The 25,647-nt window shown below is 48.8% G+C and carries 24 protein-coding genes and 2 pseudogenes; 5 read left to right on the forward strand and 21 right to left on the reverse strand.

What is annotated here, in order from left to right; translation table 11 throughout:
- Window positions 1–8 precede the first annotated feature (8 nt).
- The 14 genes from recJ to radC form a co-directional block, all read right to left on the reverse strand.
- Entirely contained in the window at window positions 9–2,081 is a 2,073-nt protein-coding gene (gene recJ, locus V3C63_RS04440) for a single-stranded-DNA-specific exonuclease RecJ (protein WP_329886604.1), read from the reverse strand.
- Between the two features lie 92 nt (window positions 2,082–2,173).
- Window positions 2,174–3,145, reverse strand: a complete 972-nt coding sequence (secF, locus tag V3C63_RS04445; protein ID WP_329886605.1) for a protein translocase subunit SecF — start codon at window positions 3,143–3,145, stop codon at window positions 2,174–2,176.
- Between the two features lie 10 nt (window positions 3,146–3,155).
- Entirely contained in the window at window positions 3,156–4,418 is a 1,263-nt protein-coding gene (secD, locus tag V3C63_RS04450) for a protein translocase subunit SecD (RefSeq protein ID WP_329886606.1), read from the reverse strand.
- Window positions 4,419–4,432: 14 nt separating this feature from the next.
- Complete coding sequence (gene gltX / locus V3C63_RS04455) at window positions 4,433–5,926, reverse strand: glutamate--tRNA ligase (RefSeq protein WP_329886607.1); 1,494 nt, start codon at window positions 5,924–5,926, stop codon at window positions 4,433–4,435.
- 72 nt (window positions 5,927–5,998) lie between these two features.
- On the reverse strand, window positions 5,999–6,919 hold the full coding sequence (queG, locus tag V3C63_RS04460) for a tRNA epoxyqueuosine(34) reductase QueG (protein WP_329886608.1): 921 nt from the start codon (window positions 6,917–6,919) through the stop codon (window positions 5,999–6,001).
- Between the two features lie 4 nt (window positions 6,920–6,923).
- The gene (gene yihA / locus V3C63_RS04465; protein ID WP_329886609.1) at window positions 6,924–7,562 is read right to left on the reverse strand and encodes a ribosome biogenesis GTP-binding protein YihA/YsxC; all 639 of its coding nucleotides are present in this window, start codon (window positions 7,560–7,562) and stop codon (window positions 6,924–6,926) included.
- On the reverse strand, window positions 7,559–9,946 hold the full coding sequence (lon, locus tag V3C63_RS04470; RefSeq protein ID WP_329886610.1) for an endopeptidase La: 2,388 nt from the start codon (window positions 9,944–9,946) through the stop codon (window positions 7,559–7,561). The genes yihA and lon overlap by 4 nt, the downstream gene beginning before the upstream one ends.
- Before the next feature lie 96 nt (window positions 9,947–10,042).
- Window positions 10,043–11,338, reverse strand: coding sequence for an ATP-dependent Clp protease ATP-binding subunit ClpX (gene clpX, locus V3C63_RS04475; RefSeq protein WP_329886611.1), 1,296 nt, complete (start codon window positions 11,336–11,338; stop codon window positions 10,043–10,045).
- A gap of 29 nt (window positions 11,339–11,367) precedes the next feature.
- A complete protein-coding gene (clpP, locus tag V3C63_RS04480) occupies window positions 11,368–11,952 on the reverse strand; it encodes an ATP-dependent Clp endopeptidase proteolytic subunit ClpP (protein ID WP_273270276.1) in 585 nt (194 codons plus the stop codon).
- 17 nt (window positions 11,953–11,969) lie between these two features.
- On the reverse strand, window positions 11,970–13,307 hold the full coding sequence (gene tig, locus V3C63_RS04485; protein WP_329886612.1) for a trigger factor: 1,338 nt from the start codon (window positions 13,305–13,307) through the stop codon (window positions 11,970–11,972).
- A gap of 117 nt (window positions 13,308–13,424) precedes the next feature.
- Window positions 13,425–14,117, reverse strand: coding sequence for an endonuclease III (nth, locus tag V3C63_RS04490; protein WP_329886613.1), 693 nt, complete (start codon window positions 14,115–14,117; stop codon window positions 13,425–13,427).
- A gap of 102 nt (window positions 14,118–14,219) precedes the next feature.
- Complete coding sequence (locus tag V3C63_RS04495; RefSeq protein WP_329886614.1) at window positions 14,220–16,658, reverse strand: transglycosylase domain-containing protein; 2,439 nt, start codon at window positions 16,656–16,658, stop codon at window positions 14,220–14,222.
- A gap of 12 nt (window positions 16,659–16,670) precedes the next feature.
- Window positions 16,671–17,603 (reverse strand): RluA family pseudouridine synthase, encoded by a 933-nt coding sequence (locus V3C63_RS04500; protein WP_329886615.1) that lies wholly within the window; start codon window positions 17,601–17,603, stop codon window positions 16,671–16,673.
- 63 nt (window positions 17,604–17,666) lie between these two features.
- Complete coding sequence (radC, locus tag V3C63_RS04505) at window positions 17,667–18,374, reverse strand: RadC family protein (protein ID WP_329886616.1); 708 nt, start codon at window positions 18,372–18,374, stop codon at window positions 17,667–17,669.
- 156 nt (window positions 18,375–18,530) lie between these two features.
- On the opposite strand from radC, the gene V3C63_RS04510 reads away from it, so the two are divergent.
- The 4 genes and pseudogenes from V3C63_RS04510 to V3C63_RS04525 form a co-directional block, all read left to right on the forward strand.
- A complete protein-coding gene (locus tag V3C63_RS04510; RefSeq protein ID WP_329886617.1) occupies window positions 18,531–18,806 on the forward strand; it encodes a metal-sensing transcriptional repressor in 276 nt (91 codons plus the stop codon).
- A 338-nt stretch (window positions 18,807–19,144) separates the two neighbouring features.
- Window positions 19,145–19,704, forward strand: a pseudogene (locus V3C63_RS04515) (Y-family DNA polymerase); the annotation flags it as partial.
- A 380-nt stretch (window positions 19,705–20,084) separates the two neighbouring features.
- Window positions 20,085–20,297, forward strand: a complete 213-nt coding sequence (locus V3C63_RS04520; protein ID WP_329886618.1) for an FAD-dependent oxidoreductase — start codon at window positions 20,085–20,087, stop codon at window positions 20,295–20,297.
- A 247-nt stretch (window positions 20,298–20,544) separates the two neighbouring features.
- Window positions 20,545–20,769, forward strand: a pseudogene (locus tag V3C63_RS04525) (pyridine nucleotide-disulfide oxidoreductase); the annotation flags it as partial.
- A gap of 158 nt (window positions 20,770–20,927) precedes the next feature.
- Here the strand turns inward: V3C63_RS04525 and V3C63_RS04530 are convergent.
- From V3C63_RS04530 to V3C63_RS04545, 5 genes are all read right to left on the reverse strand, one after another.
- The gene (locus V3C63_RS04530) at window positions 20,928–21,341 is read right to left on the reverse strand and encodes a nitroreductase family protein (protein ID WP_425355342.1); all 414 of its coding nucleotides are present in this window, start codon (window positions 21,339–21,341) and stop codon (window positions 20,928–20,930) included.
- Window positions 21,332–21,499 (reverse strand): nitroreductase family protein, encoded by a 168-nt coding sequence (locus V3C63_RS11760; protein WP_425355343.1) that lies wholly within the window; start codon window positions 21,497–21,499, stop codon window positions 21,332–21,334. Before V3C63_RS11760 ends, V3C63_RS04530 begins: the two co-directional genes overlap by 10 nt.
- 37 nt (window positions 21,500–21,536) lie before the next feature.
- Complete coding sequence (locus V3C63_RS04535) at window positions 21,537–22,493, reverse strand: 3-hydroxyacyl-CoA dehydrogenase (protein ID WP_329886619.1); 957 nt, start codon at window positions 22,491–22,493, stop codon at window positions 21,537–21,539.
- Between the two features lie 346 nt (window positions 22,494–22,839).
- Window positions 22,840–23,190: a DUF1097 domain-containing protein gene (locus tag V3C63_RS04540; protein WP_329886620.1), complete on the reverse strand. Its 351-nt coding sequence runs from the start codon at window positions 23,188–23,190 to the stop codon at window positions 22,840–22,842.
- A 91-nt stretch (window positions 23,191–23,281) separates the two neighbouring features.
- Window positions 23,282–23,833: a M48 family metallopeptidase gene (locus tag V3C63_RS04545; RefSeq protein ID WP_329886621.1), complete on the reverse strand. Its 552-nt coding sequence runs from the start codon at window positions 23,831–23,833 to the stop codon at window positions 23,282–23,284.
- 181 nt (window positions 23,834–24,014) lie between these two features.
- Here V3C63_RS04545 and thyX point away from each other — a divergent pair, with 181 nt between their 5' ends.
- Entirely contained in the window at window positions 24,015–24,791 is a 777-nt protein-coding gene (thyX, locus tag V3C63_RS04550) for an FAD-dependent thymidylate synthase (RefSeq protein WP_425355349.1), read from the forward strand.
- Window positions 24,792–24,876: 85 nt separating this feature from the next.
- Here thyX and V3C63_RS11765 read toward each other — a convergent pair whose 3' ends face one another.
- Together V3C63_RS11765 and V3C63_RS11910 are read right to left on the reverse strand one after the other, a co-directional pair.
- The gene (locus V3C63_RS11765; protein ID WP_425355344.1) at window positions 24,877–25,392 is read right to left on the reverse strand and encodes an IS3 family transposase; all 516 of its coding nucleotides are present in this window, start codon (window positions 25,390–25,392) and stop codon (window positions 24,877–24,879) included.
- 6 nt (window positions 25,393–25,398) lie between these two features.
- A complete protein-coding gene (locus V3C63_RS11910; protein ID WP_483434123.1) occupies window positions 25,399–25,539 on the reverse strand; it encodes an IS3 family transposase in 141 nt (46 codons plus the stop codon).
- Window positions 25,540–25,647 lie beyond the last annotated feature (108 nt).

Genomic DNA, 25,647 nt, shown 5'->3' on the forward strand with positions numbered 1-25,647 from the left:
TTTTAACCTCAATCTTTATTTAAATATTTTTTTAATTTTATCACTAACGGCGCCTTTTTAATATCCTTTTTTTGTTCTGTTTTGCAAATCTTTGAGAAGATAACGCCTTTTTTGAGCCTGTACCGAATGATTCCGATTTCACGGAAAGCTTCTAATGCCAGCAAAAGCTGAAAGCTGTTGATCTCCGACACCTCATCCATCAAAACGTCAAAGGCGATCGGCTGACCGTCCTGATGTTTCAATAAGTTGTAAACCGCGACCAATACCTCGCGGCCTGGCAAGAGAGCTTCCGCTTCCATCTGCCGGATCGGCAATGCGGCAGCCGCCGCTTCCGAACCCTTTGTCAATGTATGAAGCCAGTGCCAACACTGCCGGTTGTCATAAAGCGGATCGGGTTTTAAATCCCGCACCACAAGTTCTATATTGTCTTGCCCGCGAAAATGGTTGATCTTGGGCGCAGCCAGAAAACGCAAGGTTCCCCGCGCCGCGGCCGCTGCCTGATCTCCCGCGCCAAAGGCGACGCAACGCGTATTGCCCAAACGAAAGCTTAAATGCGCACCGTCCTTGCCCATGGCGCGCACATCCAAAGGCGCCGTCGCCGCAAATTGAAATACCGGCCCCGGATTGGCCACGCCATAGGGCTCGCACATCGCCAGGCCGTCCATCAGCGCCCAATCGAGATCGCGGCTGGTCAGATCGCCATCATAATAAATCGTCTTTTTTAAATGCGCAGCCGCCCCGTTGTCGGCCGCCCAGACTGCCAGGCGCTCCGCCAATTCGGCAATATTTTCTTCCCGGATTGAAAAACCGGCCGCCATGGCATGACCGCCGTAAGTTTCAAACAGCGATGCACAGCTCGAAAAGGCATCAAAAATGTTGATTCCCTCCACCGAGCGGCAGCTCCCCCGCGCCGTCCCGTCGTCGTCGATGCCCACCACAATCACCGGATGATACCAGGTTTCCTGCAGACGGCTGGCCACAATACCGATCACGCCGGAATGCCAGCCCTCGCCGGCTGTCAAAATGAACACATTCTGATCCAGCTTTTTGCTCTGCACCGCTGCATAAGCCTGATCGTAAATATTTTTTTCGATGGCCTGACGCTTCTCGTTTTCGTCTTTTAAAAAGGAAGCCGCCGCCGTGATCGCCACCGCATCCGTGCCGGTATATAAATCCACCACGCGGTCTGCCGCGCCGAGACGCCCCGCCGCGTTGATCTTTGGCGCGAGCACATAACCCACATTGCCTGTCGTAACCGTTTCGACATCGCTGACAATTTTAAGAGCTTTAATCCCCGGATTCTGGCAGCCCTCATTCATCGAGGCCAATCCCAGACGAACGATCAGCCGGTTCTCGTCCTGCAAAGGCACAATATCCGCCACCGTGGCCATCGCCGCACATTCGATGTATTCCCGAAGGTCGTCCTCTGTGCCCGCTGCCATCTGCAGTGCCTGAATGAGTTTAAAGGCAATTCCCGCACCGCAAAGCTCCGAAAAGGGATAAGCCGAATCCGGCCGCTTGGCGTCGATCACAGCCAGGGCTTCGGGCAAATCGCCCTGGCATTCATGGTGGTCTGTCACAATCACGTCCATGCCCAATGCATTCGCCAACAGAATTTCATCCTTCGCTGCGATGCCGTTGTCCACCGTCACGATCAGCTTGACGCCGTCAGTTGCCAGCATCTGCACGGCCGGCGCATTCATCCCATAGCCTTCCGTCAGACGGTTGGGAATTTTAAAGCACACGTCCAGCCCCATCTCACCCAAATATTTGAGCAGCATGGAGACGGCGGTGGTGCCGTCCACATCGTAGTCTCCGTAGATGCACACTTTTTGTTTTAAAGCCTTGGCCTGCTGCAGGCGCGCCACCGCCGGGCGCATGTCCGGCAGCATCCACGGATCGTGAAAATCTTCCGGATTCGGCTCCAGATAAGCCATGGCGGCTTCCGCGTCTTCACAACCCCGGAAAAAGGCCATGCGCGCCACTGCCTTTGGCACATTGCAGATTTCTGCAATTTCCTCGATTTGCGCCTCACTTTCCGAGGACTGCGGGTGTCTTAATCTCCAAATGGTTTTCATCATCTGCCTTGCTCTCTTTTCTCATTTTGAAAATGCACCATTCAAAGAAAACCGAACAGAGAAACTCTGCTCGGTTTTCCTGGCTCCGACCATGGTCAAACTTCAATTTTTTCAACTTTTCGGTCACGCCGTCTCTTAGCTCGTTTATGTTGCTTCGTGTTGAAGCGCGATTTTTTTGCGTGTTTTTGGAAAATCACCCACAGCGGACTCGCCACAAAAATGGACGAATAACACCCGCAGGCAATCCCTACAATGAGCGGCATAGCAAAATTGCGAATGGCATCCACCGCGAAAATATAAAGCGCAATGATGGCTACTAGCGTTGTCGCGACGGTGTTAATGCTCCGCTTCAAAGTCTGGGTGATGCTGACATCTACCAGTTTAGTCATCTCTGCGATATTCGCCATCCCCATTTCGTTTTCATTTTCGCGAATGCGGTCAAACACGACAATGGTATCGTTAATCGAATATCCCAGGATTGTCAGAATCGCGGCAATAAACGGCGAATTGACCTGAATCTGGAAAAGGGCATACACCCCAATCACCACGATGATATCGTGGAATAAGGCAATGACCGACGCCAAGCCGAAGAAAAATTCAAACCGGATCGTCACGTAAACCAAGATCAGCGCGATGGCCGCCAACGACGCCAGAATTGTATTGCGCGTGGTTTCCCGCCCAACACTGGCCGTAATGCGATCCACCGATACGTCTTTCTGCTGAACCTTCGGGTAGTGTTTCTGAAAATCCCTCAGCAGTTTTTTCTGCTGCGCGTTGTTCAGGCTCACCTTGGTGCTGATCACAGCGCTTTGTTTGGCATTCCCCGAATACGTGATATCCGCATGCCTATCGAACGTCTTGGTGATACTTCGAATCTCTTCTGTTTTGAAGGCTTGGTGCAAATTGACCGTCACCGTCGTCCCGCCGGCAAAGTCAATACCGAAGTTCAGCCCGCGGACGCCCAGCGCTCCGACGGCGACAATCACTAAAATCAGGGAAATAGACAGCCAGATTTTGGTATGCTCAATAAAAGGAAGGATTCGCTTTTTCTTTTGTTCTTTCGCCATGACTGCCTCCTTAAATGCCATAAAACGCCGAACTGCCGATGAGATTAGAAGCCAGCACCAGTTTAATCAATTGCCGGGTAATCACCACGGCCGTTAACATCGACAAAATAATCCCGACGACCAAGGTCAGCGCAAATCCCTGAGCCGAGCCGGTCCCCATAAAAAAGAGCACAAACCCGGCGATGAGCGTCGTGATGTTCGAATCAAGAATCGACCGCATCGCATTTTTAAAGCCGGCATTCACAGCGGACTGCAGCGATCCGCCGCCACGCGCTTCCTCTTTGATGCGCTCGAAAATGATGACATTGGCGTCAACGGCCATCCCAACAGTTAAAATCATACCGGCTATTCCGGGCAAAGTAAGCGTCACTTTCATCGCCGACATGAAGAACAGATCCAGCATGACAAAAATCATCAGTGCCAAGTCCGCAATGACGCCGAGGCCGCGGTAAAACACGAGCATAAACACCAGCACCGCTAAAATCCCGATGGCTCCGGCTTTGATGCTTTGTTCAAGAGAATTGGCACCTAAGGTCGGACCGACGGTCGTTGCCTGCACCGTTGTCAGCTTGACCGGCAGCGCACCCCCGCGGATCAGCTCCGCCAGGTTGGACGCTTCGTCCATATTCTTCATGCCTTCAATCACCGCTTCGCCGTTGGTGATCGCCGCGTTCACCTTCGGCGCCGAAATGGTTTCACCGTCCAGTTTAATTGTGATGGTCTGTCCCAGGTATTTCCGCGTGGCATTTGCAAAGGCCTTGGTTCCTTTTTTATCAAACTTAAGGGAGACGACAGCCTGAGTCACGCCGCTGTTATTCTTTTGGTTAACCGCCTTCGCCGTGGTGACGTGATTCCCGGTCAAAATGGTTTTGCCGTTAGGATCTTTAAACTTCAGCTGAGCGGTCTTGCCGATCATATCCAGAGCTTCCTGCTGATCCGAAATAGACGGAATCTGCACACGAATGCGATTCGTGCCCTGCTTCGTCACTGTCGCTTCAGAAACACCCAGCGTATCGACGCGGTTTTTAAGCGCCGCCACCGTGCTTTCCATCTTCTCGTCAGTCAGCTTGCTGCCTTTGGTCGGCTTAGCCTGCAGCACCACATTAACGCCGCCGGTCAAATCCAATCCATAGCTCATATGGTTGTTGATATTGCCAATGTCGTAAATGCCGACGGCAATGCCGTGAAACAGCACATAAACACAAAGGGCCAGTACCGCAATAAAAGCGGCAAGCCCAACGGCGTATTTCCCATTGATCTTTTTCTTTGTCATCCTCTCCCCCTGCACTACGCATTTTGCAAAGACTGATACTTCTCAAGCCGCGCCAGACACTCCGTCCGGCCGAGCACTTCCATCATCAACGCCAGATCAGGGCCGTGCATCACGCCGGTGATCATCAGCCGGATAGGCATGTAAAGGGCTTTGCCTTTAATTTTTTCAGCCTTATGTTCTTTTTGAATGGCTTTGATAATCGACTGCTGAATGGTTTCTGCCGACCATTCAGCAGTCTTTTGAATTTTTTCGACCAGCGCATTATAGAGAATCGGAACGGTGTCCGCCGCCATAATGGTTTGCGCCTCTTCAGAATCGTCCATGACAAAATCCGAACTGAGGAAAGTCGATAATGCTTCCGGCGCCTGAGCGTAATAGGCAATGCGCTCTTTCAGCAGCGCTGCCACTTTAACCAGCCAATCCTGTTTTTCGGTGACAATCTTTTCCTCAATGACCCCGGCCTGAATCAAGAAAGGCGCAACTTCTTCCGCAACCGTTTCATCCGGCAGATTTTTCAGATACTGGCCGTTCATCCAGTTGAGTTTTTCCCGATCGAAAACCGCTCCGGCCTTATTGATTCGCGATGCGTCAAACGCGGTCACCAGTTCGTCCATCGTAAAAATCTCCTGATCGCTCTCCGGGCTCCATCCCAAGAGCGCCAGGAAATTAACCAGCGCTTCCGGCAAATATCCCTTCTGCAAGAAATCTCCGACGGATACATCCCCCTGGCGCTTGCTCAGCTTTTTGTGATCCGCATTTAGAATATTCGGCAGATGCACATGCTGAGGCTGCTCCCACCCGAAGCATTGATATAAATAGACATGCTTCGGTGTCGAAGCCAGCCATTCTTCCCCGCGGATCACATGGGTAATGCCCATCAGATGGTCGTCTACCACGACGGCAAAGTGATAGGTCGGAAAACCGTCTGCTTTGATCAGCACCTGATCGTCCAACTCTTTGGTATTAATGGTAATCGTCCCGCGGACCATATCGTTAAAAGTGATTTCGGTATCTTCAGGTAGCTTGAGGCGAATCACATAGGGCTCGCCGGCATCAATGCGTGTCTGGATCTCTTCCGGCGTAAGCTGTTTGCAATGGCCATCGTAGCGAGGGGTTTCCCCGGCCGCTTTTTGTTTTTCTCGCAAATCGTCCAGTCTTTCCCTGGTGCAAAAACAATAATAAGCCTTGCCTTCGTCCAGCAGCTGTCGAATGTATTTTTGATAAATCGGCAGCCGCTCCGACTGAATATAGGGCCCGCAATCCCCTTTTTGAACCGGCTTGCCGTCTTCAAGCATCAAGCCTTCGTCCGGCACGATGCCGGTGGTGTAAAGTACATCCAGCAAATTTTCGACTGACCCTTCTTCATAGCGGGTTCGATCCGTATCTTCTAAACGCAGCAAAAACTGTCCGCCATTTTGTTTGGCAAATAAATAATTATAAAGCGCTGTCCGAAGACTCCCGACATGGACATTGCCCGTCGGGCTCGGCGCAAAGCGAACGCGTACCATCGTTGAATCACTCCTTCATCACATTTCAAATTTTGTTAGGCCATTATTATAACATTAATACAACCGAATTGATTATTTTTTCGTTTTTTTCGCCTTTACTAGGCGTGCATTGCGCCTGAGCACGGCTGCCCCCCGCCAGGCGAGGGATCGCTCTCCAAAATTTATTTTGAAATCCGCTTCGGTCATCTCTGAAAGCATTGCCAGATCGCCATAAGCCTGCGCCGCAGAAATGGCCATCGCTTTTCGATTGAAAGGGCAGCTCCACTGACAATAGTCACAGCCATAAACAAAGGTTTGGATGCGCGTTTCCTCCTCGGGTGACAGCCGCTTCTGTTGAGTCAGATTAGAAAGGCATCGCGAGTAATCCAAGGCAAAACCTTCCCCCAGCGCTCCCGTCGGGCAAGCCTTCAAGCAACGATCACAATCACCGCACCGGCAAGACATCGGCGCCGCCTCGGTAAAAGACACCGGCAAATCGGTCAGGATTTGACCGATATTAAAAGCCGACCCATAATCCGGGTGAATCAACAGATTATTTTTCCCGAAAAAGCCTAGTCCTGCACGCCAGGCCGAAGCTTTATCAATCAGACAGCTGTTGTCGACATAGGTTTGAAAGGCATGGGGCTCCGGGCTCAAAACTTTCAATGCCGCCACCAAAGCGGCCATTTTTCGCCCCACCACCCGATGATAATCTTCGCCGCAAGCCACGGATGCAATGCGCCCCTCGCCCGATACGGCGGCTCTTTCCGGGAAAAGCGGATAGGGCACGCCAATCACAATCACCGTTTGAACAGTCGGCATAACCGAGCGAAAATCAATGCGTTTTTCTGCTTCGATGCGCACAAAAGGGATGGTTCCGTCGTTAGCTCTCTGCCGCGCTTGAAGCCGCGGCAAAAAATTGTTCAAAGGTGTCGGATCGGTTATCCCGATCAGCGGAATATTTAAAATTTTGGCCAAAGTGCGAATCTGCACCTCGCCGACGATTGTAGGCATGCGTTTACACATCGCCTGACGGATTTTGCGATTGATTCTGACCTTCGTTTCGGGCGCGGTAGGCCGCAAGTGCCGTTTCAATGCGCTTCCAAGCCGCGTCATAGCCGTCTTTTTTCACCGAGGAAAAAGGGATCACATCCTTGGTAGGCAGATGAAAAGTCGCTGCGATATTCTTGAATGCCTTGCGCTTGCGCATGGCATTGAGTTTGTCAAATTTTGTCATCACCACCGTTGGCACCAGGCCGTAATAGGTCAGCCAGTTAAACATCAGTTCATCGTCTTCGCTGGGCTCATGCCGGGAATCCACCAGTAAAAACACACCGGCGAGATTTTCCCGTTTCTGCAGATAGGTCTCAATCATGGTGCCCCATTTTTCCCGGGATTTTTTCGAGACCCGTGCGTAACCATAGCCGGGCATATCCACGAAACGAAACAGATCGTTGATCTGGTAAAAATTCATCGTTTGAGTTTTCCCGGGCTGAGAACTGGTGCGGGCCAGATTTTTACGCCGAATCAGCGTGTTCACAAACGAAGACTTACCGACATTGGAGCGACCGAGCAGCACCAGCTCCGGCAGGTAATCCTGAGGATATTGCTTCGGTGAAACCGCACTGATGATGATTTCCGCTTTCGTTACATTCATTGTATCTCTCCGAAAACCAAATCGATGACGGCGTCCATCTTGCCGACGGGATGGATGTCAAGCGCTGATAAAACAGAATCCGGCACTTCTTCCAGATCTTTTTGATTTTCTTCGGGAATGATCACTTCGGTGATCCCGGCACGGTGAGCCGCCGTCAGTTTTTCCCGCAGACCGCCGATGGGCAATACCCGTCCCAGCAGTGTGATCTCGCCAGTCATCGCGAGATTCTGCGGCACCGGCCGCCCGGTCAGCGCCGAGATGAGCGCCGTCGCCATGGTAATCCCGGCCGACGGGCCGTCTTTGGGCACCGCCCCCTCCGGCACGTGCAGATGGATGTCCTTTTTCGCAAAGAAATCCGGCTGAATTCCTAGAACTTCGGCGCGCGAACGAATAAAGCCCATTGCCGCCTTAATAGATTCCTGCATCACATCGCCGAGTTTGCCGGTGATCATCGTCTTGCCGCTGCCGTCAACCGCCAGCACCTCGATTTCAAGAGTGACGCCGCCGACGGCCGTCCAGGCGAGACCGTTGACCAAACCAACAATCGTTCCTTTTTGGATCTTTTCGTAGCTGTAGCGGTGGCTGCCTAAAAATGTTTCTAAATTGCGCACAGACACCGCAATTTTATCCTTATGGTTCTCGACGATATCCCGGGCCGCGACGCGACAGACTTTTGCGATTTCCCGTTCCAGCTCGCGCACACCGGATTCTCTCGTATAATAATTAACAATGTCTTTGATCGCGCCTTTACTCATGCGCACCTGCTGTTTGGTCAGGCCGTGGGCTTCCAATTGTTTTGGCACGAGATAACGCCGGGCGATTTCCTGCTTTTCCTCCTCGACATAACCATTGACCTCGATCACTTCCATCCGATCCAAAAGCGGCCGCGGAATCGTCGAAAGCGAATTGGCCGTCGTTAAAAAGAGCACATGAGACAAATCAAAAGGCAGTTCCAGATAATGATCGGTGAAGGTGCTGTTCTGTTCCGGGTCGAGCACTTCAAGCAACGCCGACGCTGGATCCCCTCGGAAATTCTGACTTATTTTATCAATCTCATCCAGCAAAAACAGCGGATTATTGGTTCCGGCCTGCTTAAGATGATAGAGGATCCGGCCGGGGATCGCCCCGACATAGGTCCGACGATGCCCGCGGATTTCCGCTTCATCGCCCACACCGCCCAAAGACATCCGCACATATTTACGCCCCAGTGCCCTGGCAATGGATTTGGCAATAGATGTTTTGCCGACCCCCGGCGGTCCCACCAGACAAAGAATGGGGGCCTTCATCGTCCCCGTCAGCTGCAATACAGAAATATATTCCAGGATTCGTTCCTTCACTTTATCCAGCGCATAGTGGTCCTGATTTAGAATTTTCCGCGCTGCGCGCACATCAATACGGTCTTCCGAGGCGTCATTCCAGGGCAAATCTAAAATCCAGTCGAGGTAATCCTGAATAACACCCGCTTCTGGAGAGCCCTCCTGGACCTTTTCCAGACGACTGATTTCATTTTCAGCCTTGGCCTGCACTTCATCATTGAGATTCTTATCTGCCACACGCCGCCGGTACTGGTCGATCAGATCTTCTCCGGCCTCCCCGCCGTTCAGCTCGTCTTGCAACACTTTAATCTGCTCTCGCAAGATATATTCCCGCTGATTTTTATCGATCTCGTCTCGAACCTTTTCCGTGATGCCACGCTCAATCTGAATCATCGATAAATCACTGACTAAAGTCCGATAAACCAGCATTAAACGTTGTTCACCGTTCGTTTCTCGCAGGATTTCCTGAGCCGCCGGCAAATCCAACGTCAAATTGGAGCATATCAAATCAATCAGGTGATCCGGATCGTCGCTCATGCTTAACGCTTCATCAAAATCGTTGGGAAGCTTATGCGTTTCCTGCATATAGCGCACAAAAGTCGACTTCACCAGCGTTTGCAAGGCTTCACTTTCCTGGGTCATTTCAAATTCAGAGACCAGATAGCGAAACCGCACCGCGAAATAAGGATCCGTCTGAAGATAAGTTTCAATGGCACCGCGGGCCACGACCTCCACCAATACGCGGGCCGCGTGTCCCGGCATCTTGAGCATTTGCTTAATCCGCGTCACACAACCCGCGTCATACAAATCTTCAATTTCGGGCGATTCGGTCTCCGGATTTTTCTGTTCTGCTAAAAAAACCACCTGATTGGCTTCCATCGCTACTTCCAAAGCTGCCATGGATTTCGGCCGGTTCACATCAAAATGCAAAACCATGCCGGGAAACACGCCCATTCCGCGCACTGGAATTAGCGGTAAAGATAATTGGTCGTCATCCGGGCCGACCATCAACGGTTCTGAAGGCAGAATCACATTGTCTTCAGACGCGTTTATCTTTTCTAAATTCATATATTTGCTCCTCGTTTATCTGCCACCTGTCTGGTTATTTCGCGATGCGAAAAAAGGCAATCACGGTGATTGCCTTTTCGATCGAGATGAAATTAATTAAGACACGTGGGAATCCGTCGCCGATTCAATGGTTTCGGCATTCTCTTTTTCCGTCGTACGATTGCGTTCGATCATCGGTCCGCCTTGATCGATGATCATGTCTTTGGTGATGGTGATGCGTGAAATATCCGACTCTGAAGGCACTTCATACATTAAATCCATCATGACCCTTTCGATAATTCCGCGCAATCCCCGGGCACCGGTTTTTGTCGCCATGGCTTTTTTTGCAATTTCAGATAAGGCTTCCGGATCAAATGTCAAATCGACATCTTCGAGTCTGAGAAGCTTTTGAAATTGCTTGACCAACGCGTTTTTGGGCTCTGTCAGGATATTAATCAGCGCCTCTTCATCCAAATGTTTGAGCGTCGCAATGACGGGAATCCGTCCGATAAATTCGGGAATCAAGCCGTATTTCAAAATATCGCGGGGAACGATTTTCTCCATCATCGCGTCGTCTTCCTTTTCGACACGGCTTCGAATGGTGGCGTCAAAGCCAATCGACCCTTTTTCAAGCCGCTTTGCAATGACTTCTTCAATGCCGTCAAAAGCACCGCCGCAGATAAACAAAATATCCTTCGTATCCAGCTGGATGAACTCCTGCTGGGGATGCTTGCGCCCGCCTTGCGGCGGCACATTGGCAACCGTCCCCTCTAAAATCTTGAGCAGGGCCTGCTGCACGCCTTCACCGCTCACATCGCGGGTAATTGACGGATTTTCACTCTTCCTGGAGATTTTATCAATCTCATCGATATAGATAATGCCCTTTTCGGCACGTTCAATATCCATATCGGCTGCCTGCAAAAGCTTGAGCAAAATATTTTCGACGTCTTCACCAACATAGCCGGCCTCCGTCAAAGTCGTGGCATCGGCAATGGCAAAGGGCACGTCCAAAATTCTGGCCAAGGTCTGAGCCAGCAACGTTTTACCCGAGCCCGTCGGGCCAATCAATAAAATATTGCTTTTTTGAATTTCAACGTCATCGTCATCGGTTTCCGCCGCATTGATGCGTTTATAGTGGTTATACACGGCAACCGACAACGCTTTTTTAGCTTCATCCTGGCCGATAACATAGGTATCTAATGCCGCTTTAATTTCCTTCGGCGTCGGCACCTCCGTATAAAGGATCGGTTCTGATTCGCTTTCGCTGTCGATAATTTCCTGACACAGCGATACACATTCATCACAGATATAAACACCTGGTCCTGCGACCATTCGCTTGACCTGCGCCTGCGTTTTCCCGCAAAATGAACAGCGAACCTGGTTAATGCCGTCGGAATGATCGTAGTCTGACATCGCTATTCTTCTCCTTTTTAGCTGCGCCTTTAATCACGGGATGTGATTACTTGGTCTATCAGGCCATAGGTTTTGGCTTCTTCTGCACTCATAAAATGATCGCGATCCGTATCTTTCACAATCGTTTCGAGACTCTGACCGGAATTTTCGCTCAAAATCCGATTCAGTTTTTCTTTGGTTTCAAGCAGATGACGCGCATGGATTTCCACATCAGAGCTCTGCCCCTGTGCGCCGCCCAGCGGCTGGTGAATCATGATTTCTGCATTCGGCAGTGCCTGACGCTTGCCCTTGGCACCGGCCGCCAGCAAAAATGCGCCCATGGAGGCCGCCATCCCATAACACAGAGTCGATACGTCACACTTGATGAAATTCATCGTGTCCATAATAGCGAAACCGGCTGTTACGGAGCCGCCCGGACTGTTGATATACATAAAGATATCCTCATCCGGATTTTCTGCCTCCAAAAACACCAGCTGCGCCACGACCAGACTGGCCGTTTCATCTGTGATTTCACCGTCCAGAAAAACAATTCGTTCCTTGAGCAAACGAGAATAAATATCGAAGGATCGCTCGCCTCTTCCCGTTTGTTCAATCACCATTGGTACTAAATTCATCGTGATAATCGCCTCTGTTATTCAGCGTCCGCAGATGGCGTTTCCGCCTGCTGCTTTTCGTCAAAATTCTCAATCTGCTTGGCCGTATCTACCAGCATATCCAGTGTTTTGCGCCGTCTGACGGAATCGGTGATGTATTCTTTCATGCGATCATCCAGGGATTCCTTGTATTGGTCAAATTCCTGATTGAAAGCCTGAGCATATTCTTTGATTTCATCGTCAGTTTCTTCTTCGGTCGGTTCAATGCCTTCCGCTTTGCCAATGGCTTCGAGCACCAGATCTGCTTTAATATTCTTGATGGCGTCCGGCGCGATGGATTCCTTAAAGACTTCGCGGCTCTGACCGGTGAATTTAAAATAATCATCCATGGAGAGTCCCTGTCCGCTCATCTGCTGGCGCATATTGTCAAACTGGCGGTCGACTTCTTCCTCCACCATCATATCCGGCACATCAATTTCAGCGGTTTCGACGGCGTGTTCAAGCGCCTGCGTACGTGCCACATTGAGCTGCGCATTTTTCTTTTCTTCCGCAATTTTGCTACGCAGATCGTCCTTCACTTCGTCTAAGGTGTCAAACTCGCTGACATCTTTGGCAAATTCGTCATCGAGCTCCGGCAGTTCCTTGCGCTGCACTTCAACCACGTGGACTTTAAAGACCGCATCCTTGCCTTGAAGATCTGCCGTGTGGTAATCTTCCGGAAAGGTGACATGGACTTCTTTATCGTCGCCGGACTTTACCCCGATAAGTTGGTCTTCAAAGCCTGGAATAAAGGTATTGCTGCCCAGTTCAAGGCTGTGGCCTTCATCCTTGCCGCCGTCAAAAGTTTCGCCGTCGATAAAGCCTTCGTAGTCGATCACAACGGTATCGCCGTTCGCGGCTTCCGCTTCGTCATCAGTCACCAAACGGGAATTCTGATCCTGCATTTTCTTCAGGCGTTCTTCGATATCGGTATCTTCAACCGTCGGTTCGAGCACCGGGATTTCCGCGCCTTTGTAATCGCCCAGGGTCACTTCCGGCTTGACCGCGACGCTCACCACAAAAACAGCTCCATCATCGCTCACATCGTCCACTTTATCGAGCGCTGGACGGGTGACCGGTTCGATTTTGGTTTCTGCGATGGCATTTTGATAGGCTTCCGGGAAAGCAAATTCAATGGCATCTTCCAGAAAAACGCCCTTGCCATAGTGCGCTTCAATCACCTTTCTTGGCGCTTTTCCCTTGCGAAAACCCTGGACCGTAAAGTATTTCTTGTTCTTTTTGTAAGACTGATCCATCGCTTTTTGGAAATTATCCTTCGGAATGGACATTTCCAAGGTCACGACGTTTTTTTCATTCTTTAAAATCTTAGCTGTCATTATATCCTCCAACAACAATATTTATGGCTTTTCAATTTTTAAAGTATATCATAGCTATTTTTTTCAATCAAGCCTGAATCTTTGCCAGTTTTGCCGAAAAATCAGCGATTCTCAAACTTATTTTTCTTCTATTTTAACCGATGCGGCATCCTCGGCTGCTTGTGCTTTGCGCATAGCTTTTAGATCGTGTTTGCGCATATCGCAATAGTCTGCCAAAGGGCAGATATCGCATTTGGGATTGCGTGCCGAGCAAATCTTACGGCCGTGCCAGATCAATTGATGATGAGCACTAGACCATCGCGATTTTGGAATATTCTTTTGCAGCCCCCGTTCGACCTCTGTCACATTCTTTCCCTTGGCCAGTCCCAAGCGGTTAGATACCCGAAACACATGGGTATCCACGGCGATTGCCGGAATACCAAAGGCATTGCTCATCACCACATTGGCAGTTTTTCGTCCAACGCCAGGGAGAGAGGTCAGTTCTGTCATGGTTTTTGGCACTTCACCGTCAAAATTTTCCAGCAGCATATGACAGGTTTTGATGATATTTTTCGCCTTGGTATTGGCTAAGCCACAGGTCTTGATTCTTTCCAATAACCCTGATTCCCCCAAAGACAAAATCGTTTCCGGCGTATTGTATTCCTTATATAATTCGGCGGTTACAATATTAACACGCACATCCGTGCATTGTGCCGAGAGCATGGTGGCTATCAGCAGTTCAAAAGGGCTCGTATGGTCCAGACCGCATTTTTGATCCCCATAATGTTCCTGGAGTAACTCTAAAACTTTTTTTCTTTCAGCTCGATTCATTTAGTCTCCTTCCAAATTAAGTTTAAGCCTGTAAAAAGATCCCTGCGGAAACCCGCAAGGATCTTTTTTCGCTGTCACTCTCTTTTACTATTCTATTGATTTTTAATTAAGACCCGTGATCAGGGCGTTTGCGCCTAACCGGCTCATATATGTGCCATAGACACCGGCAGAAAGACTCCCGTATCCGCCAAGGGCCACATTGTTCAGGTTGCCAACCCAAATGGAGGTGGTAAGATTTCCTGTGATTCCAGTAAACCACAAATCTTTCCCGGCATCAGTGGTTCCCGTTTTTCCGGCCGTCGAATAAACATTGGCTGCAGTCCCGGTTCCGCTGGTAACAACCTGGCGCAAGATGCTCTTCATCGTCGTCGCCGTCGACTGCTTCATCACCTGATGCGAATCGAGGTTCAGATCCGACGCTCTAAAGATCGTCGTGCCATTGCTATTTTCCACTTTTGTGATGAACTTCGGCTGATTATAAACCCCGCTGTTATTAAAGACGTTAAAGGCTGCCGCCATTTCAATCGGTTTAATCCCATTGCTCATCCCGCCAAGAGAAGTCGCCACATTATAATCATTATCGGTAAACGTGGTGATGCCCATAGTCTTCATCCACTCGATGGAGGTCTTAACGCCCATCCGATACATCACATAGGCCGAAGGCGCGTTGAGCGATTGCACGATGGCTGTGGTCAACGATACCGATTCCCCTTTACCATGGGACGCCGGCGTCCAGTTGCCCAGACTGAAATGATTGGGCAAGGTTGAACTAGCCGTAAATAATCCTTTATCGATCGCGCCGCTATAATAGAGCGGTTTAATGTTAGAGCCTGGCTGTCTGGCAGTATTGGCCATATCAATCTGCGTGTTGCCGCCATAATAGGCACGGACAGAGCCATCCAAATCCATCGTCACAATCACATTCGTCACACTGCTGCCCGCCGGATACCTGCTCTGCGAAATCGACTGTGCCTGCTGCTGCATGCCCGTGTTAACCGTCGTGTAAATTTTATACCCGCCACTCGCCACTTTCTTACGAGTGTATTTAATGGCTTCACTTTTGGAAATTCCCTGGGTTTTCATCACAGAAGGTGCTTGCGCTTCCGCGTATTGCTGCAGCGCGCGGTTAACAAACTTTTCGTACCCCGATCTCACTTGATTGTTCAGTGAACTGGAATCAAACTTTGCAACATTAATCTGTGTCGCTTTGGCCGCCTTCGCTTCCTTTTCGGTGATATAACCCAGTTTGGTCATCCGATCCAATACCTGTTCCTGTCGATGCTTTGCTGCTGAATAGTGGGCGTTTGGCGCATAGGCAGACGGTGCCTGCGGCAATCCTGCCAGCATGGCGCACTCTGCCAAGTTACAGCTCCAAATATCCTTGCCAAAATAGGTCTTGGCCGCTTCTTCAATCCCATATGCTGATGACCCAAAATAATATTCGTTCAGATACATTTCCAGAATTTGATTCTTGGAATATTTATCTTCGAGCTGCCAAGCGATGGAAATTTCTTTGAATTTGCGATTAATGGAGTCGCCCAGCGTCTGTTCTGTCGAAATATCCGGCAAGAACAACAGTCTTGCTAATTGCTGGGTAATAGTGCTTGCTCCCTGACTGGTCGCATCCCGGCTTACAAGATTTGAAACCAGAGATCTTACAATTCCAAAATAGTCCACGCCGCCATGATCGTAAAACCGACTGTCTTCAATCGAAAGCAACGCATTTTTCATATTGTCCGGAATCTGATTCCAAGAAACATACGTTCTATTCTCCGAGAACAGTGATCCAATAGTTTGATTATCTGCTGAAATGATCTGTGTTTTCTGCTTCTGAGAATATTTATAATCGGAAATATCTTGGCGATTATATTGATAGAGACCGACAACGGCCGCAATGCCTGCCAAGGCCAGAATCAGCAGCACAATCAAAACCTTCATCCAGGTCTTCATGCCTTTTTTCTTTTTCTTTTTGCTCGGCAAACCCGTCGGTGTCTTTCCACCGCTGCCGCCTTTGCGGTTTTTCTTCGCTTTGGCCGTTTTGCCTGAATTGGCTTTTCGCCCTTTCCCGGTCGATCGCTTGGCTTCTGCTTTTTTCTTTGCTGTTTCGCTCATCGTTGCGTCATCTTGTTTTTCTGCTGTCTGCTCTGGCATTGGTCCTGGTGCCTGTCTTACATTTCTTCTGGGCAACCCTTGGCGCTTTGGCGCTTTCGATTCACCTTTTTTCCCTGCTGCCGCATTTAAATTTTCAATAGCGGCCCCCACTTCCGGCGCATCGACATTGTCCATTTGCTCAACTTGCTTTTCCCAAGGTTCACTGTCAGAAGCATTCGGTATCACATCGTTGTCTGCCGTCATTTCAGGCATCGATGGCTCTGCCGTCCGGGATGTTTCTTCCGTTGTCACCTCGTCGTTTGACGGCACCTTCCCTTTAAAAGAACTAAAAGAAAAATGTTTGGGCGTTTGGCCATCTCCCCGTTTGGGCAGACCTCTGCTGCCCTCCGGCTGGTTCGTTATTCTGCGCTTGTTTTTTTCTTCATCCATTTGCTCATCCTTCTATATTTCTTCTTTATATTCACAATTGCCTCGCAATTGGTGCTGCAGGTTAACCAAATCTGATTTTAAAGGCGCATATAAAATATGCTGCCCTGTTTTCTGAAGGGATAATGCAATCGATCGCGCATGTAAAGCCGTCCGTCGAATGCCGTAAGTCCCGTCCGCCGTCATATTGTAAAGCGAATCGCCAATAATCGGACAACCTATTGTGGCCAGATGCACCCGAATCTGATGGGTTCTCCCTGTCTCCAATCGCAGTGCAATTGCCGAGGCCTTTTGTTCGGGAAAGATCTCGAACACACGGTAATGCGTGATTGATGGTTTCCCCTCCGGCATGACACAGCGACGAATACCGTCTTCTGCCCGCCCGATCGGCAAATCAATGGTGCCGACCGTTTCCTCCGGGCAACCATTAACAAAGGCAAGATAGCGCTTCTCCGGTTTTGGAATTAACTGATGAGATTGCAAATAATGATGAACATATTTGTTCTTTGCAATCACAATCACCCCAGAGGTATCACAGTCGAGACGCGTCACAAACCGCACCTTTGCGTACTGCCCGGTCGATTCAAAATAGCCGGCCACTAAATTCCCCAGCGTATCCAACTGATGACTTTTGGTCGGATGGGTGACCAATCCGGCATCCTTATTCACTGCCAGAATTTCATCATCCTCGTAGATAATATCCACGATCCCCCGAACCGGCCGCACATCGACAGATTCCCTCGGAAGCATCACTTCTATCGTATCGCCGCGGTGAACATCATCCACAAGCCAGCGGTCTTTTCCATTGATCATTAGTCGGCCGTCTCGAATGATCCGGCGCAAAATGCGACTAGAGTATCCTTGAATTTTCTGCAGGTAAACGCGCAGCGGCATTACTTCTTCACATTGGTTTTCGTAATGATAGTAATTAATTCCCTTATTGTTCACAATATTTAATTCTATGGCAAAGCCTCGGTTAAATCAATTCATTTTCAAAAAAATTAAAACTATTCATGTCATATAATCGGTTTGCTTAAAACTAAAATAATCGGCAGAAGCCGTACCTCCAACGATAAAATGATCAAGAATTGAAATGCCCATGATTTCGCCGACCTGGACTAACCGATTTGTTAGCGCCAGATCTTCCTCGCTCGGCGTCACATCCCCAGATGGGTGATTGTGCGCTAAAATAATCGCAGAGGCACTTTGACGTATCGCCGGATAAAAAACTTCCCGCGGATGCACCAGAGAACTATTGAGCGTCCCGACGGAGATTTCCTCGGCCTTAAAAATTTTATGCTTGGTGTCCAGTAATAAAACAAAAAAATGTTCTCGTCTGGTGTCCCAAATGACCTCATTTAAAAAAGCGGCGACATCGTCCGGATTCTTAACCACGGGAAAATGATCAGGCCGGCGCTGAATGCGGTGCCCTAATTCCAGAGCTGCTTTGATTTTACAAGCCTTAGCCACGCCAATGCCCTTGAGTACCTGATCGTTGCACAATTCTGAAACCGACGCCTGATACAAACGATTCAAATCGTCCTCATAGGCATGGAGCAATTTCCGCGCCAGATCCACCGCGGTCACTCGGCGCTCGCCTGAACCGATGATGATGGCGATAAGCTCTGCGCTGCTCATGGTCTTCGCGCCATGCGCCATCATTTTTTCTCTGGGCTTGTCATCTGCTGCCATCTCCCGAATCGTCATGTGCATTTTCATTTTTCCTCTCAGCCTTTCAGCCAATTTATTATTTATTATAGCATGCGCCAAATACCGCGACAACTTTTAATCCCAAGCCTTAAATCCCCGTGCTTGCATCCTTTTCCCTAAATGATATAATAATTCAAAACATTGACGAGATATGGTGGTGATAACATGAAACAGTGCATGGACTCCAAAAATCTACACAGACGTTTAAAAAAAATTATCGGTCAGGTTCAGGCCATCGACCGCATGATTGACGAAGACATCCCCTGCGAAGACATCCTTTCCCAGATCAACGCGGTCAAATCTGCCACACACAAGGTCGGTCAGGTTGTTTTGGAAGGGCATCTTCATCATTGTGTACGCGACGGCATCGAACATGGTGATGCGGACAAAACCATTGCCAGTTTTGCCAAGGCAGTGGAACGCTTTTCCAACATGAAATAATTTTTAAAGATCCACTTTGAAGGTGGATTTTTATTGCTTATTTTCCCCTCCGCAGTTTCGATTTTTTCATTTTGAAATACCCGAAGATTTTTTCTTTAATTCTTTTTCAATTTTATTTATTTGGTTTCTTCTAAGTGCTTCATCAGTTCTTCCAGACACACGACTGGGTTCTCCTGTTTCGCATGGGACTAAAAATCCGAAATTATCTTTCTTTTTATTACTTTTTATAATAATATATTTCTATATAAAGAACTTTATTTTGGAGATAACGTACCATGACTGTACAGCCACAATATCTTTGCATTGATCTTAAATCCTTTTATGCCTCGGTCGCCTGAATGGACCGAGGTCTTAACCCGCTCAAAACGAAATTGGTAGTCACCGACAAAACAATTTGTCTGGCTGTTTCACCGGCATTAAAGGCCCTCGGCATTCCCGGACGCCCCGTCTCTTCGAGATGCGCCAACGGCTGGAAAATCTTTCACGGCGCACCGGCCAAGTCATTCCCTTTATCATTGAACCGCCTCAGATGACCCATTATATTCAGGTTTCCACCGATATTTATGCCATTTATCTTCAGTATATCGCGCCAGAGGATACCCACGTTTATTCAATTGATGAGGTTTTTATCGACGTAACGCCATATTTAAAAACTTACGATTTAACAGCTCGTGAACTGGCCATACGCATCATCCGCAATATCCTGCAGACCACCGGCATCACCGCCACCGCCGGTATCGGCACCAACCTTTATCTGGCAAAGATCGCGATGGATATCGTGGCCAAGCATGTTTCCCCGGATGGCGATGGCGTGCGCATCGCCGATTTAGATGAGCGCAGCTATCGCGAAAAATTATGGGATTATCAGCCGCTAACCGACTTCTGGCGCATCAATCGCCATTTGCAGCACCTTTGTTCACTTTTAAGCGACAGGCAATCCCCGATATTAAAACTTATCTACTTTATTCCCGATGCAGATCTGCCCGATCGCAGAATAACAGCATAACAAACCGGAAAGCTCGCCGCCATTGATCCCGTTCAGCACACCATAACGTTCGACGGAAAAGACGCCGTTCCCTTCGATTATCTTTACGCGATTAATTTCGCCGACAATGCAACCGCGATATAAAATCCACTTTAACTTTCTCCTTCTCCAATCGCTTGTATTTTCCAATTCAATTTAACTTTCAGCACGCTTTTCAGCGTGCTATATTTTGTTTAAATTTCATATTAAAAGCATTCTAAATATGCTTTTAATTGCTATTTCCGGGGGATTCTATGAAAAGACATCAACTTATTGTGATTGGTTTTGGCAAGGCCGGCAAAACCTTAGCCGCCAAATCGGCAGCGGCCGGTCAGTCCGTCGCTTTAATCGCGAAATATGATCACCGCGACGGCGGCACCTGCATCGATGTCGCCTGTATTCCCACGAAATTTCTTGAAAACCGTGCTCATTCTGTCATCAAGCAGGATCCCACGGCTTTTTATTAAAAGGCTATTACCAATAAAGATCAACTGATCCGCGCCCTGCGTCAGAAAACCACGACAAAGCAGCCGATGCCGGTGCTGATATCATTCACGCCCAGGCATCCTTTGAAGGTGAAGATGTGATCACCCTACACTTTGCCGATGGCCGGGAAAAACGTATTTTCGGGGAGACTATTGTGATCAACACCGGATCCCAATCTGTTGTACCGCCGATTCCGGGCCTCGCTGAAAGCAACCGCCTTTCTCCCGCATCGGCGATAGCGAGGCGCAGGCCCGATCCAAAGGGCATCACGTTCGCGTGATGACCTTGCCGGCCGCTGTTATTCCCAAGGCCAATGTCCTGGGCAAAACCGACGGCCTGATCAAACTGATCGCCGATACGAACGACGATCAAATTCTCGGAGCCCACCTTTTCTGCGCCGAATCCCACGAGATTACCAACACCATCAAGGTGATGATGGATGCGTGTCTTCCCTACACCGCGCTGCGGGATATGATTTTCACCCATCCCACAATGGGCGAAGCGTTTAACGATCTGCCAGAAATATGGTTCGCCAGAAAAAATGCCGGCTGGAAATCCAGCCGGCATTTTTGTTTGATTGTTATTTTATTTTTAAAGGGAGGGAAATGGTCTTACGCTAATTTAACCCGCTTATCGATATCTTCTTTTTCTTTCGGATCCGGTTCAGAGCCGATGCCGCCAAAGGGCATTTGGGCAACCAAAACGAAATTTCCCGGCACATTGAACGATTTTTTCACGGCGTCGTCAATCCCCGGATCATAATGCTGCATATTGGCGCCGATGCCTAATTCGCGAAGTCCTGCCCAGATCGAAAACCGCAGCATCCCATTGGATTGCTGCGCCCAAATCGGAAAGTTCGCGACATAAAACGGGAAATCTTCCCGGCACTTTTTCACGACGACTTCATCGTAAAAATAAAGCACAGTGCCGGCATCGGCTTTAAAGCTATCGATCTTTTCTCTGGCAACCTTGCCCGTTAAGCGTATCATCAATCGTGTCCCATAGGACGTCTTGTTTATCGCCAAGCGCCACGACCACCTGCTGACTTTTCATAATTAAAAGCATCCGGAACTAATTCGGTCAAATCGCGAATCAGGTTCATCACCTGATCTTCCGGCACCGGCAGTTTTTTATTCAGATCATAAACGGAACGCCGTTTTTTCACTGCATCAACAATACTCATCTTTTATCCTTTGCATTGGTGTTATTTTGTAATAATTTTATTGACGATACTGATAAAAGCCTTCGCCGGCATTAATGCCGAGCTTGCCTTCATCGATATACGATTTAAGGATGGCTGCGATCTTCCCATGGGTCGACTGCGGATCCGAGGCATCCGGATAATTCATCATCACGTTGTAGGCCGTTGTCAAGCCGATGATATCCAAAATCTGAAAAGGTCCGAGGGGACTGCCCGTTCCCAAGCGCCAGGCCGAGTCAATCGTTTCAGGATCGCTCACGCCATTGGCCAGCAAGCTCTCGCTGGCATTCAGGAAGGGAATCAGCATGGAATTCAAAATGTATCCCGGCTGCTCTTTTAACACCTTTAGCGGCACCATGTTGATCGCCTCTGCAAAGTCAACCGCTGCATCAAAGGCAGCCTGATCGGTTCCGTCATGCCCCATAATTTCTGCCGTGTTGCTGCGCCAGATATTGTTGGCAAAGTGAATGGCCAGATAACGCTGGGGTTTCTTCACAAAATCTCTGAATTGACTGGGAACCATCGAAGAGGAATTGGTGGCCACAATAGTTTTGTCAGCCAGCAGCGGCGAGAGTTTTTTATAGAAGTCTTGCTTTGCTTCCGGGTTTTCCGCCATACTTTCGATGATCAAATCGGCATCTTTAACGGCTTCCGCAAGATCTGTGGTCAATTTCAAATTCCGGTAGGCGGCTTCCGCTGCTGCCTCTAATTCGGCAATTTTATCGGATGTCAGATTTTTCGGATCCGCAATCAGGCCTCGGGAAAAGCTGGCGTGACCGTTGCCGATCTGATTTTTAGCTCCCGCCAGTTCTGCCAGATAAATTTGATGCAGACGATCAATCTTTGGCTGAGAACGCTCGATGGATGCGTCTGAGCGCAGCCAGACGGTCACGTCAAAACCGCGGTATGCAGATTGAAACGCAATTTGACTACCAAGAACGCCGCCGCCAGCGACAACAACTTTTTGAATGTTCATCTCGTATCTCCTTATCAATAAAATTTAAATTGACTGAAAAATTCACAGAAGTTTTTTAGGACTCTGTTAGATTGAGTTGTTTATCTTTTGATGTTTTTTATATCAGCATCCAAATGAATTGTTGTCAACTATTTTTATAAAATTATTTTTAATTTGAGTTGTCTTTTCGTTAAAAAGGAGCCTGCATTCTCTATCGCGTCACAAAAAAATTTCTGCCGCGATCTACAAAAATAATTGCAATTGAAAAGCCCCTTTTCAGAGCTTTGATAAAATTTTTTCTTGTTAAATTTTCCAATATCAACTATCAACAGCGCTTACTCTTCTTTTGATTTCACGTTCAAAAATTTTAAAATCGTCCAGTCGATTTTATCACCACGCCTTTAAAAAACCGACCGAATACCCAACGGCCGAGATAGTCGCTCCCCAGCCCCACAAAGTTGCCGAGCATCAGGCAAAGTAAAAGCATCTGCCAATTGCCGCCGGAGGCAAATGTCGAGAAACCGCCCATAAAAGTGCAAACAACCACCTTGGTCAGATCGCAATGGACCAGATAGCAAATGGCGCCGGTGAAAAATCTGCTGCACAGCGCGCTGAAAATCGGACCGTTGGAGATTAGATTCCCGAAAAACAAAATGGCGCTGCCAATGGCTGTTGATAAATAAATCCTGCTTCCATTTTGATTTCTCTTTCTTGTCAATCAATCCCACTTTCATGTTATAACGGTTTTCGCTTTGCTCATAAAAAACAGTCTGCTTTAATCGTGAAACAGACTGCTCGTCTTCGGTCCTTTAAATCGGATAAAGGGTTCTCAGCGTTTTTTCCCGTTCCATCCAGTTGGGCATCAACGTTTTAAGCGCTGAGAAAAATGCATTGTTATGGCTGGGGAAACTCAGATGCAGCACCTCGTGCTGAGCAACAAAGGCGATGCAAGCCTCCGGCACTTTGATGAGCTCGAGGTTCAAAATCAACACGCCGGTTTTCGGATTGCAGGCACCCCACTGATTATTCATCCGATAAATGCGCAATTGCGGCAAACGCTTGTGATTATAGGGAATGGCCTTCACCACCGCTTCCGCCACGATCGGCGTGAAGACCGCCTCTGCCTGTTTCTGATACCAGGCGTCCAAAATGCCGGCGCTGGCTGCGATGTCGGCAGGTTCCTTGGTCGATAGATAAAGATATTCTCCGCGCAACGCTACCTGCTGGACCCCGCCGTCCCCAATCGGCTGCACCACCAAGGTGTAGTACCGTCCCAGATATTTATGCTTTTCCCCGGTTACAAAGTGATAATCCTTACAATGTTCAGGCATCACCGATTGTCTTAATTGGCTGTTGTTCATATCATCCTGCCTCTCTATAAGATATTATAGCTAAAATTGATCGGCAAACGCACGATTTTCTTGTCGCTGTGATATAATAATTTGACTTACCGGCGGTTTGCGTTCCAGACGCCGCCCGCTTCAAAATGAGTGGATCAGCGTTTGGCACCAAACGCATTAAGGAGGTACTCATATGGAAAGCATTCTAAAAGTCAGCCTGCTCACCCACACCCCGGACCCGGAAAAGGCCATCGCTGCAGCGGCTAAACTTTGTTATTCATCTTCCGGCATCCCCGAACTTATGGCGAACCAAACACCTGATAAAGTCCAGGGCTTTTTAAACCGACTGTCCAACTACGGGCACCTGTCCCCGGTGGAGCACGTCAGCTTCACCTTCGGCATCGAGGGTGTCAGCCGCTCCCTGACCCATCAGCTGGTGCGCCACCGCCTGGCCAGTTACAGCCAAAAATCCCAGCGCTACGTGACTGAGGGCCAATTTGATTACATCATGCCGCCGGAAATCGCCGCGATCCCAGCCGCCAAGGCGCGCTACCTTACGGCCATGGCCGATGACCAGGCTGCCTATGACGAATTGACCGACACCTTAAAAGCCGCACATCTTAAAACCTTTTTAGCCGAAGGGCTCTCCGAGGATGAGGCGGCCCGCAGGGCCGAAAAAAAAGCCATTGAAGACGCGCGTTATGTGCTGCCCAACGGCTGTGAAACCAAAATCGTCATGACGATGAACGCCCGGGAACTGCTTCACTTTTTCAACCATCGCTGCTGCAACCGCGCCCAGTGGGAAATCCGCGAATGCGCGACTCAGATGCTTTTGCTGGTGAAGAAAGTCGCCCCTACGCTGTTCAAAAACGCCGGTCCGTCTTGTCTGAATGGCCCCTGCCCGGAAGGCAATATGTATTGTGGCGATATTCAAGGCGTCCGCGCCCGCTTTACCGCCCTTCACAAGGCCAATCCATAAAAGCGCGCCCGTATTTGCATACAAAAAAACATCCCGATGAATTTGATATGTACCCAAAATCCTGGACACATCATTGGAACCTAGGTTAGCAATAGATGGATGTTCTCCTGTATTTTACAGGAGGCATCCATTTTGTTTTGCTCTGGATCCGTTCGTTATTGTAGTAGTTTATATAGCTCCTTCCTGCTTTGGAGAAGGAATCAAACGATGGGTATTCCTTTTCATAGCCATCATACATTTCGTTCTTAAGCCTGCCAAAGAATGTCTCTATAATGCAGTTATCATAGCAGTTCCCTTTTCTTGACACAGACTGGATAATACCGTATTTCTTCAGCTCGTTACGACAGAAAGCCTGCTGATATTGCCATCCCTGGTCACTGTGCAAAATTAGACCCTTTACGGAAGGACATTTTCTAAATGCTCTTGTCAGCATCCGCTTAATCTGTTCCATGTTCGGGCTTACTGACAGATCACAGGAGATTATCTCATTAGTCAGTCCCCATATCAAGTATGGGCGAAAGACAGCACTTACCCCAGGAAAAATTGAACTGTGATGCGTCTGTGGTCCATTTCTGGAACGGTGCGGAAGCCTTAAAATCACGCTTGATCACGTTAGGAGCGACCCTGCCGACTTCTCTTTGTATGAATGGTATTTCTCCTTTGGACGTTTCCCTGCCAGCCCCATGCAGTGCATGAGGCGCCGGGTTCGTTTATGGTTCACCTTATATCCCTGGTTCAGCATTCCCATCGCTTTAATTAGAAGCCCCGGCGAGTACCTTTGAAACAAGCTCGTATTTTTCTTCTGCGGTCCAAACTTTGTCTTGGTTTTTGTGTTTTAAAACACTGGGACCATTAG

This window comes from Pseudoramibacter faecis (assembly GCF_036289405.1).
Lineage (GTDB): Bacteria > Bacillota > Clostridia > Eubacteriales > Eubacteriaceae > Pseudoramibacter > Pseudoramibacter faecis.

What these genes read in the sequence shown, in the direction of transcription:
- recJ (WP_329886604.1), bottom strand. Translation starts at nt 2,081, where the DNA reads ATGATGAAAACCATTTGGAGATTAAGACACCCGCAGTCCTCGGAAAGT.
- secF (WP_329886605.1), bottom strand. Translation starts at nt 3,145, where the DNA reads ATGGCGAAAGAACAAAAGAAAAAGCGAATCCTTCCTTTTATTGAGCAT.
- secD (WP_329886606.1), bottom strand. Translation starts at nt 4,418, where the DNA reads ATGACAAAGAAAAAGATCAATGGGAAATACGCCGTTGGGCTTGCCGCT.
- gltX (WP_329886607.1), bottom strand. Translation starts at nt 5,926, where the DNA reads ATGGTACGCGTTCGCTTTGCGCCGAGCCCGACGGGCAATGTCCATGTC.
- queG (WP_329886608.1), bottom strand. Translation starts at nt 6,919, where the DNA reads ATGCCTACAATCGTCGGCGAGGTGCAGATTCGCACTTTGGCCAAAATT.
- yihA (WP_329886609.1), bottom strand. Translation starts at nt 7,562, where the DNA reads ATGAATGTAACGAAAGCGGAAATCATCATCAGTGCGGTTTCACCGAAG.
- lon (WP_329886610.1), bottom strand. Translation starts at nt 9,946, where the DNA reads ATGAATTTAGAAAAGATAAACGCGTCTGAAGACAATGTGATTCTGCCT.
- clpX (WP_329886611.1), bottom strand. Translation starts at nt 11,338, where the DNA reads ATGTCAGACTACGATCATTCCGACGGCATTAACCAGGTTCGCTGTTCA.
- clpP (WP_273270276.1), bottom strand. Translation starts at nt 11,952, where the DNA reads ATGAATTTAGTACCAATGGTGATTGAACAAACGGGAAGAGGCGAGCGA.
- tig (WP_329886612.1), bottom strand. Translation starts at nt 13,307, where the DNA reads ATGACAGCTAAGATTTTAAAGAATGAAAAAAACGTCGTGACCTTGGAA.
- nth (WP_329886613.1), bottom strand. Translation starts at nt 14,117, where the DNA reads ATGAATCGAGCTGAAAGAAAAAAAGTTTTAGAGTTACTCCAGGAACAT.
- V3C63_RS04495 (WP_329886614.1), bottom strand. Translation starts at nt 16,658, where the DNA reads ATGGATGAAGAAAAAAACAAGCGCAGAATAACGAACCAGCCGGAGGGC.
- radC (WP_329886616.1), bottom strand. Translation starts at nt 18,374, where the DNA reads ATGAAAATGCACATGACGATTCGGGAGATGGCAGCAGATGACAAGCCC.
- V3C63_RS04510 (WP_329886617.1), top strand. Translation starts at nt 18,531, where the DNA reads ATGAAACAGTGCATGGACTCCAAAAATCTACACAGACGTTTAAAAAAA.
- V3C63_RS04520 (WP_329886618.1), top strand. Translation starts at nt 20,085, where the DNA reads ATGAAAAGACATCAACTTATTGTGATTGGTTTTGGCAAGGCCGGCAAA.
- V3C63_RS11760 (WP_425355343.1), bottom strand. Translation starts at nt 21,499, where the DNA reads ATGAGTATTGTTGATGCAGTGAAAAAACGGCGTTCCGTTTATGATCTG.
- V3C63_RS04535 (WP_329886619.1), bottom strand. Translation starts at nt 22,493, where the DNA reads ATGAACATTCAAAAAGTTGTTGTCGCTGGCGGCGGCGTTCTTGGTAGT.
- V3C63_RS04545 (WP_329886621.1), bottom strand. Translation starts at nt 23,833, where the DNA reads ATGAACAACAGCCAATTAAGACAATCGGTGATGCCTGAACATTGTAAG.
- V3C63_RS11910 (WP_483434123.1), bottom strand. Translation starts at nt 25,539, where the DNA reads ATGGGAATGCTGAACCAGGGATATAAGGTGAACCATAAACGAACCCGG.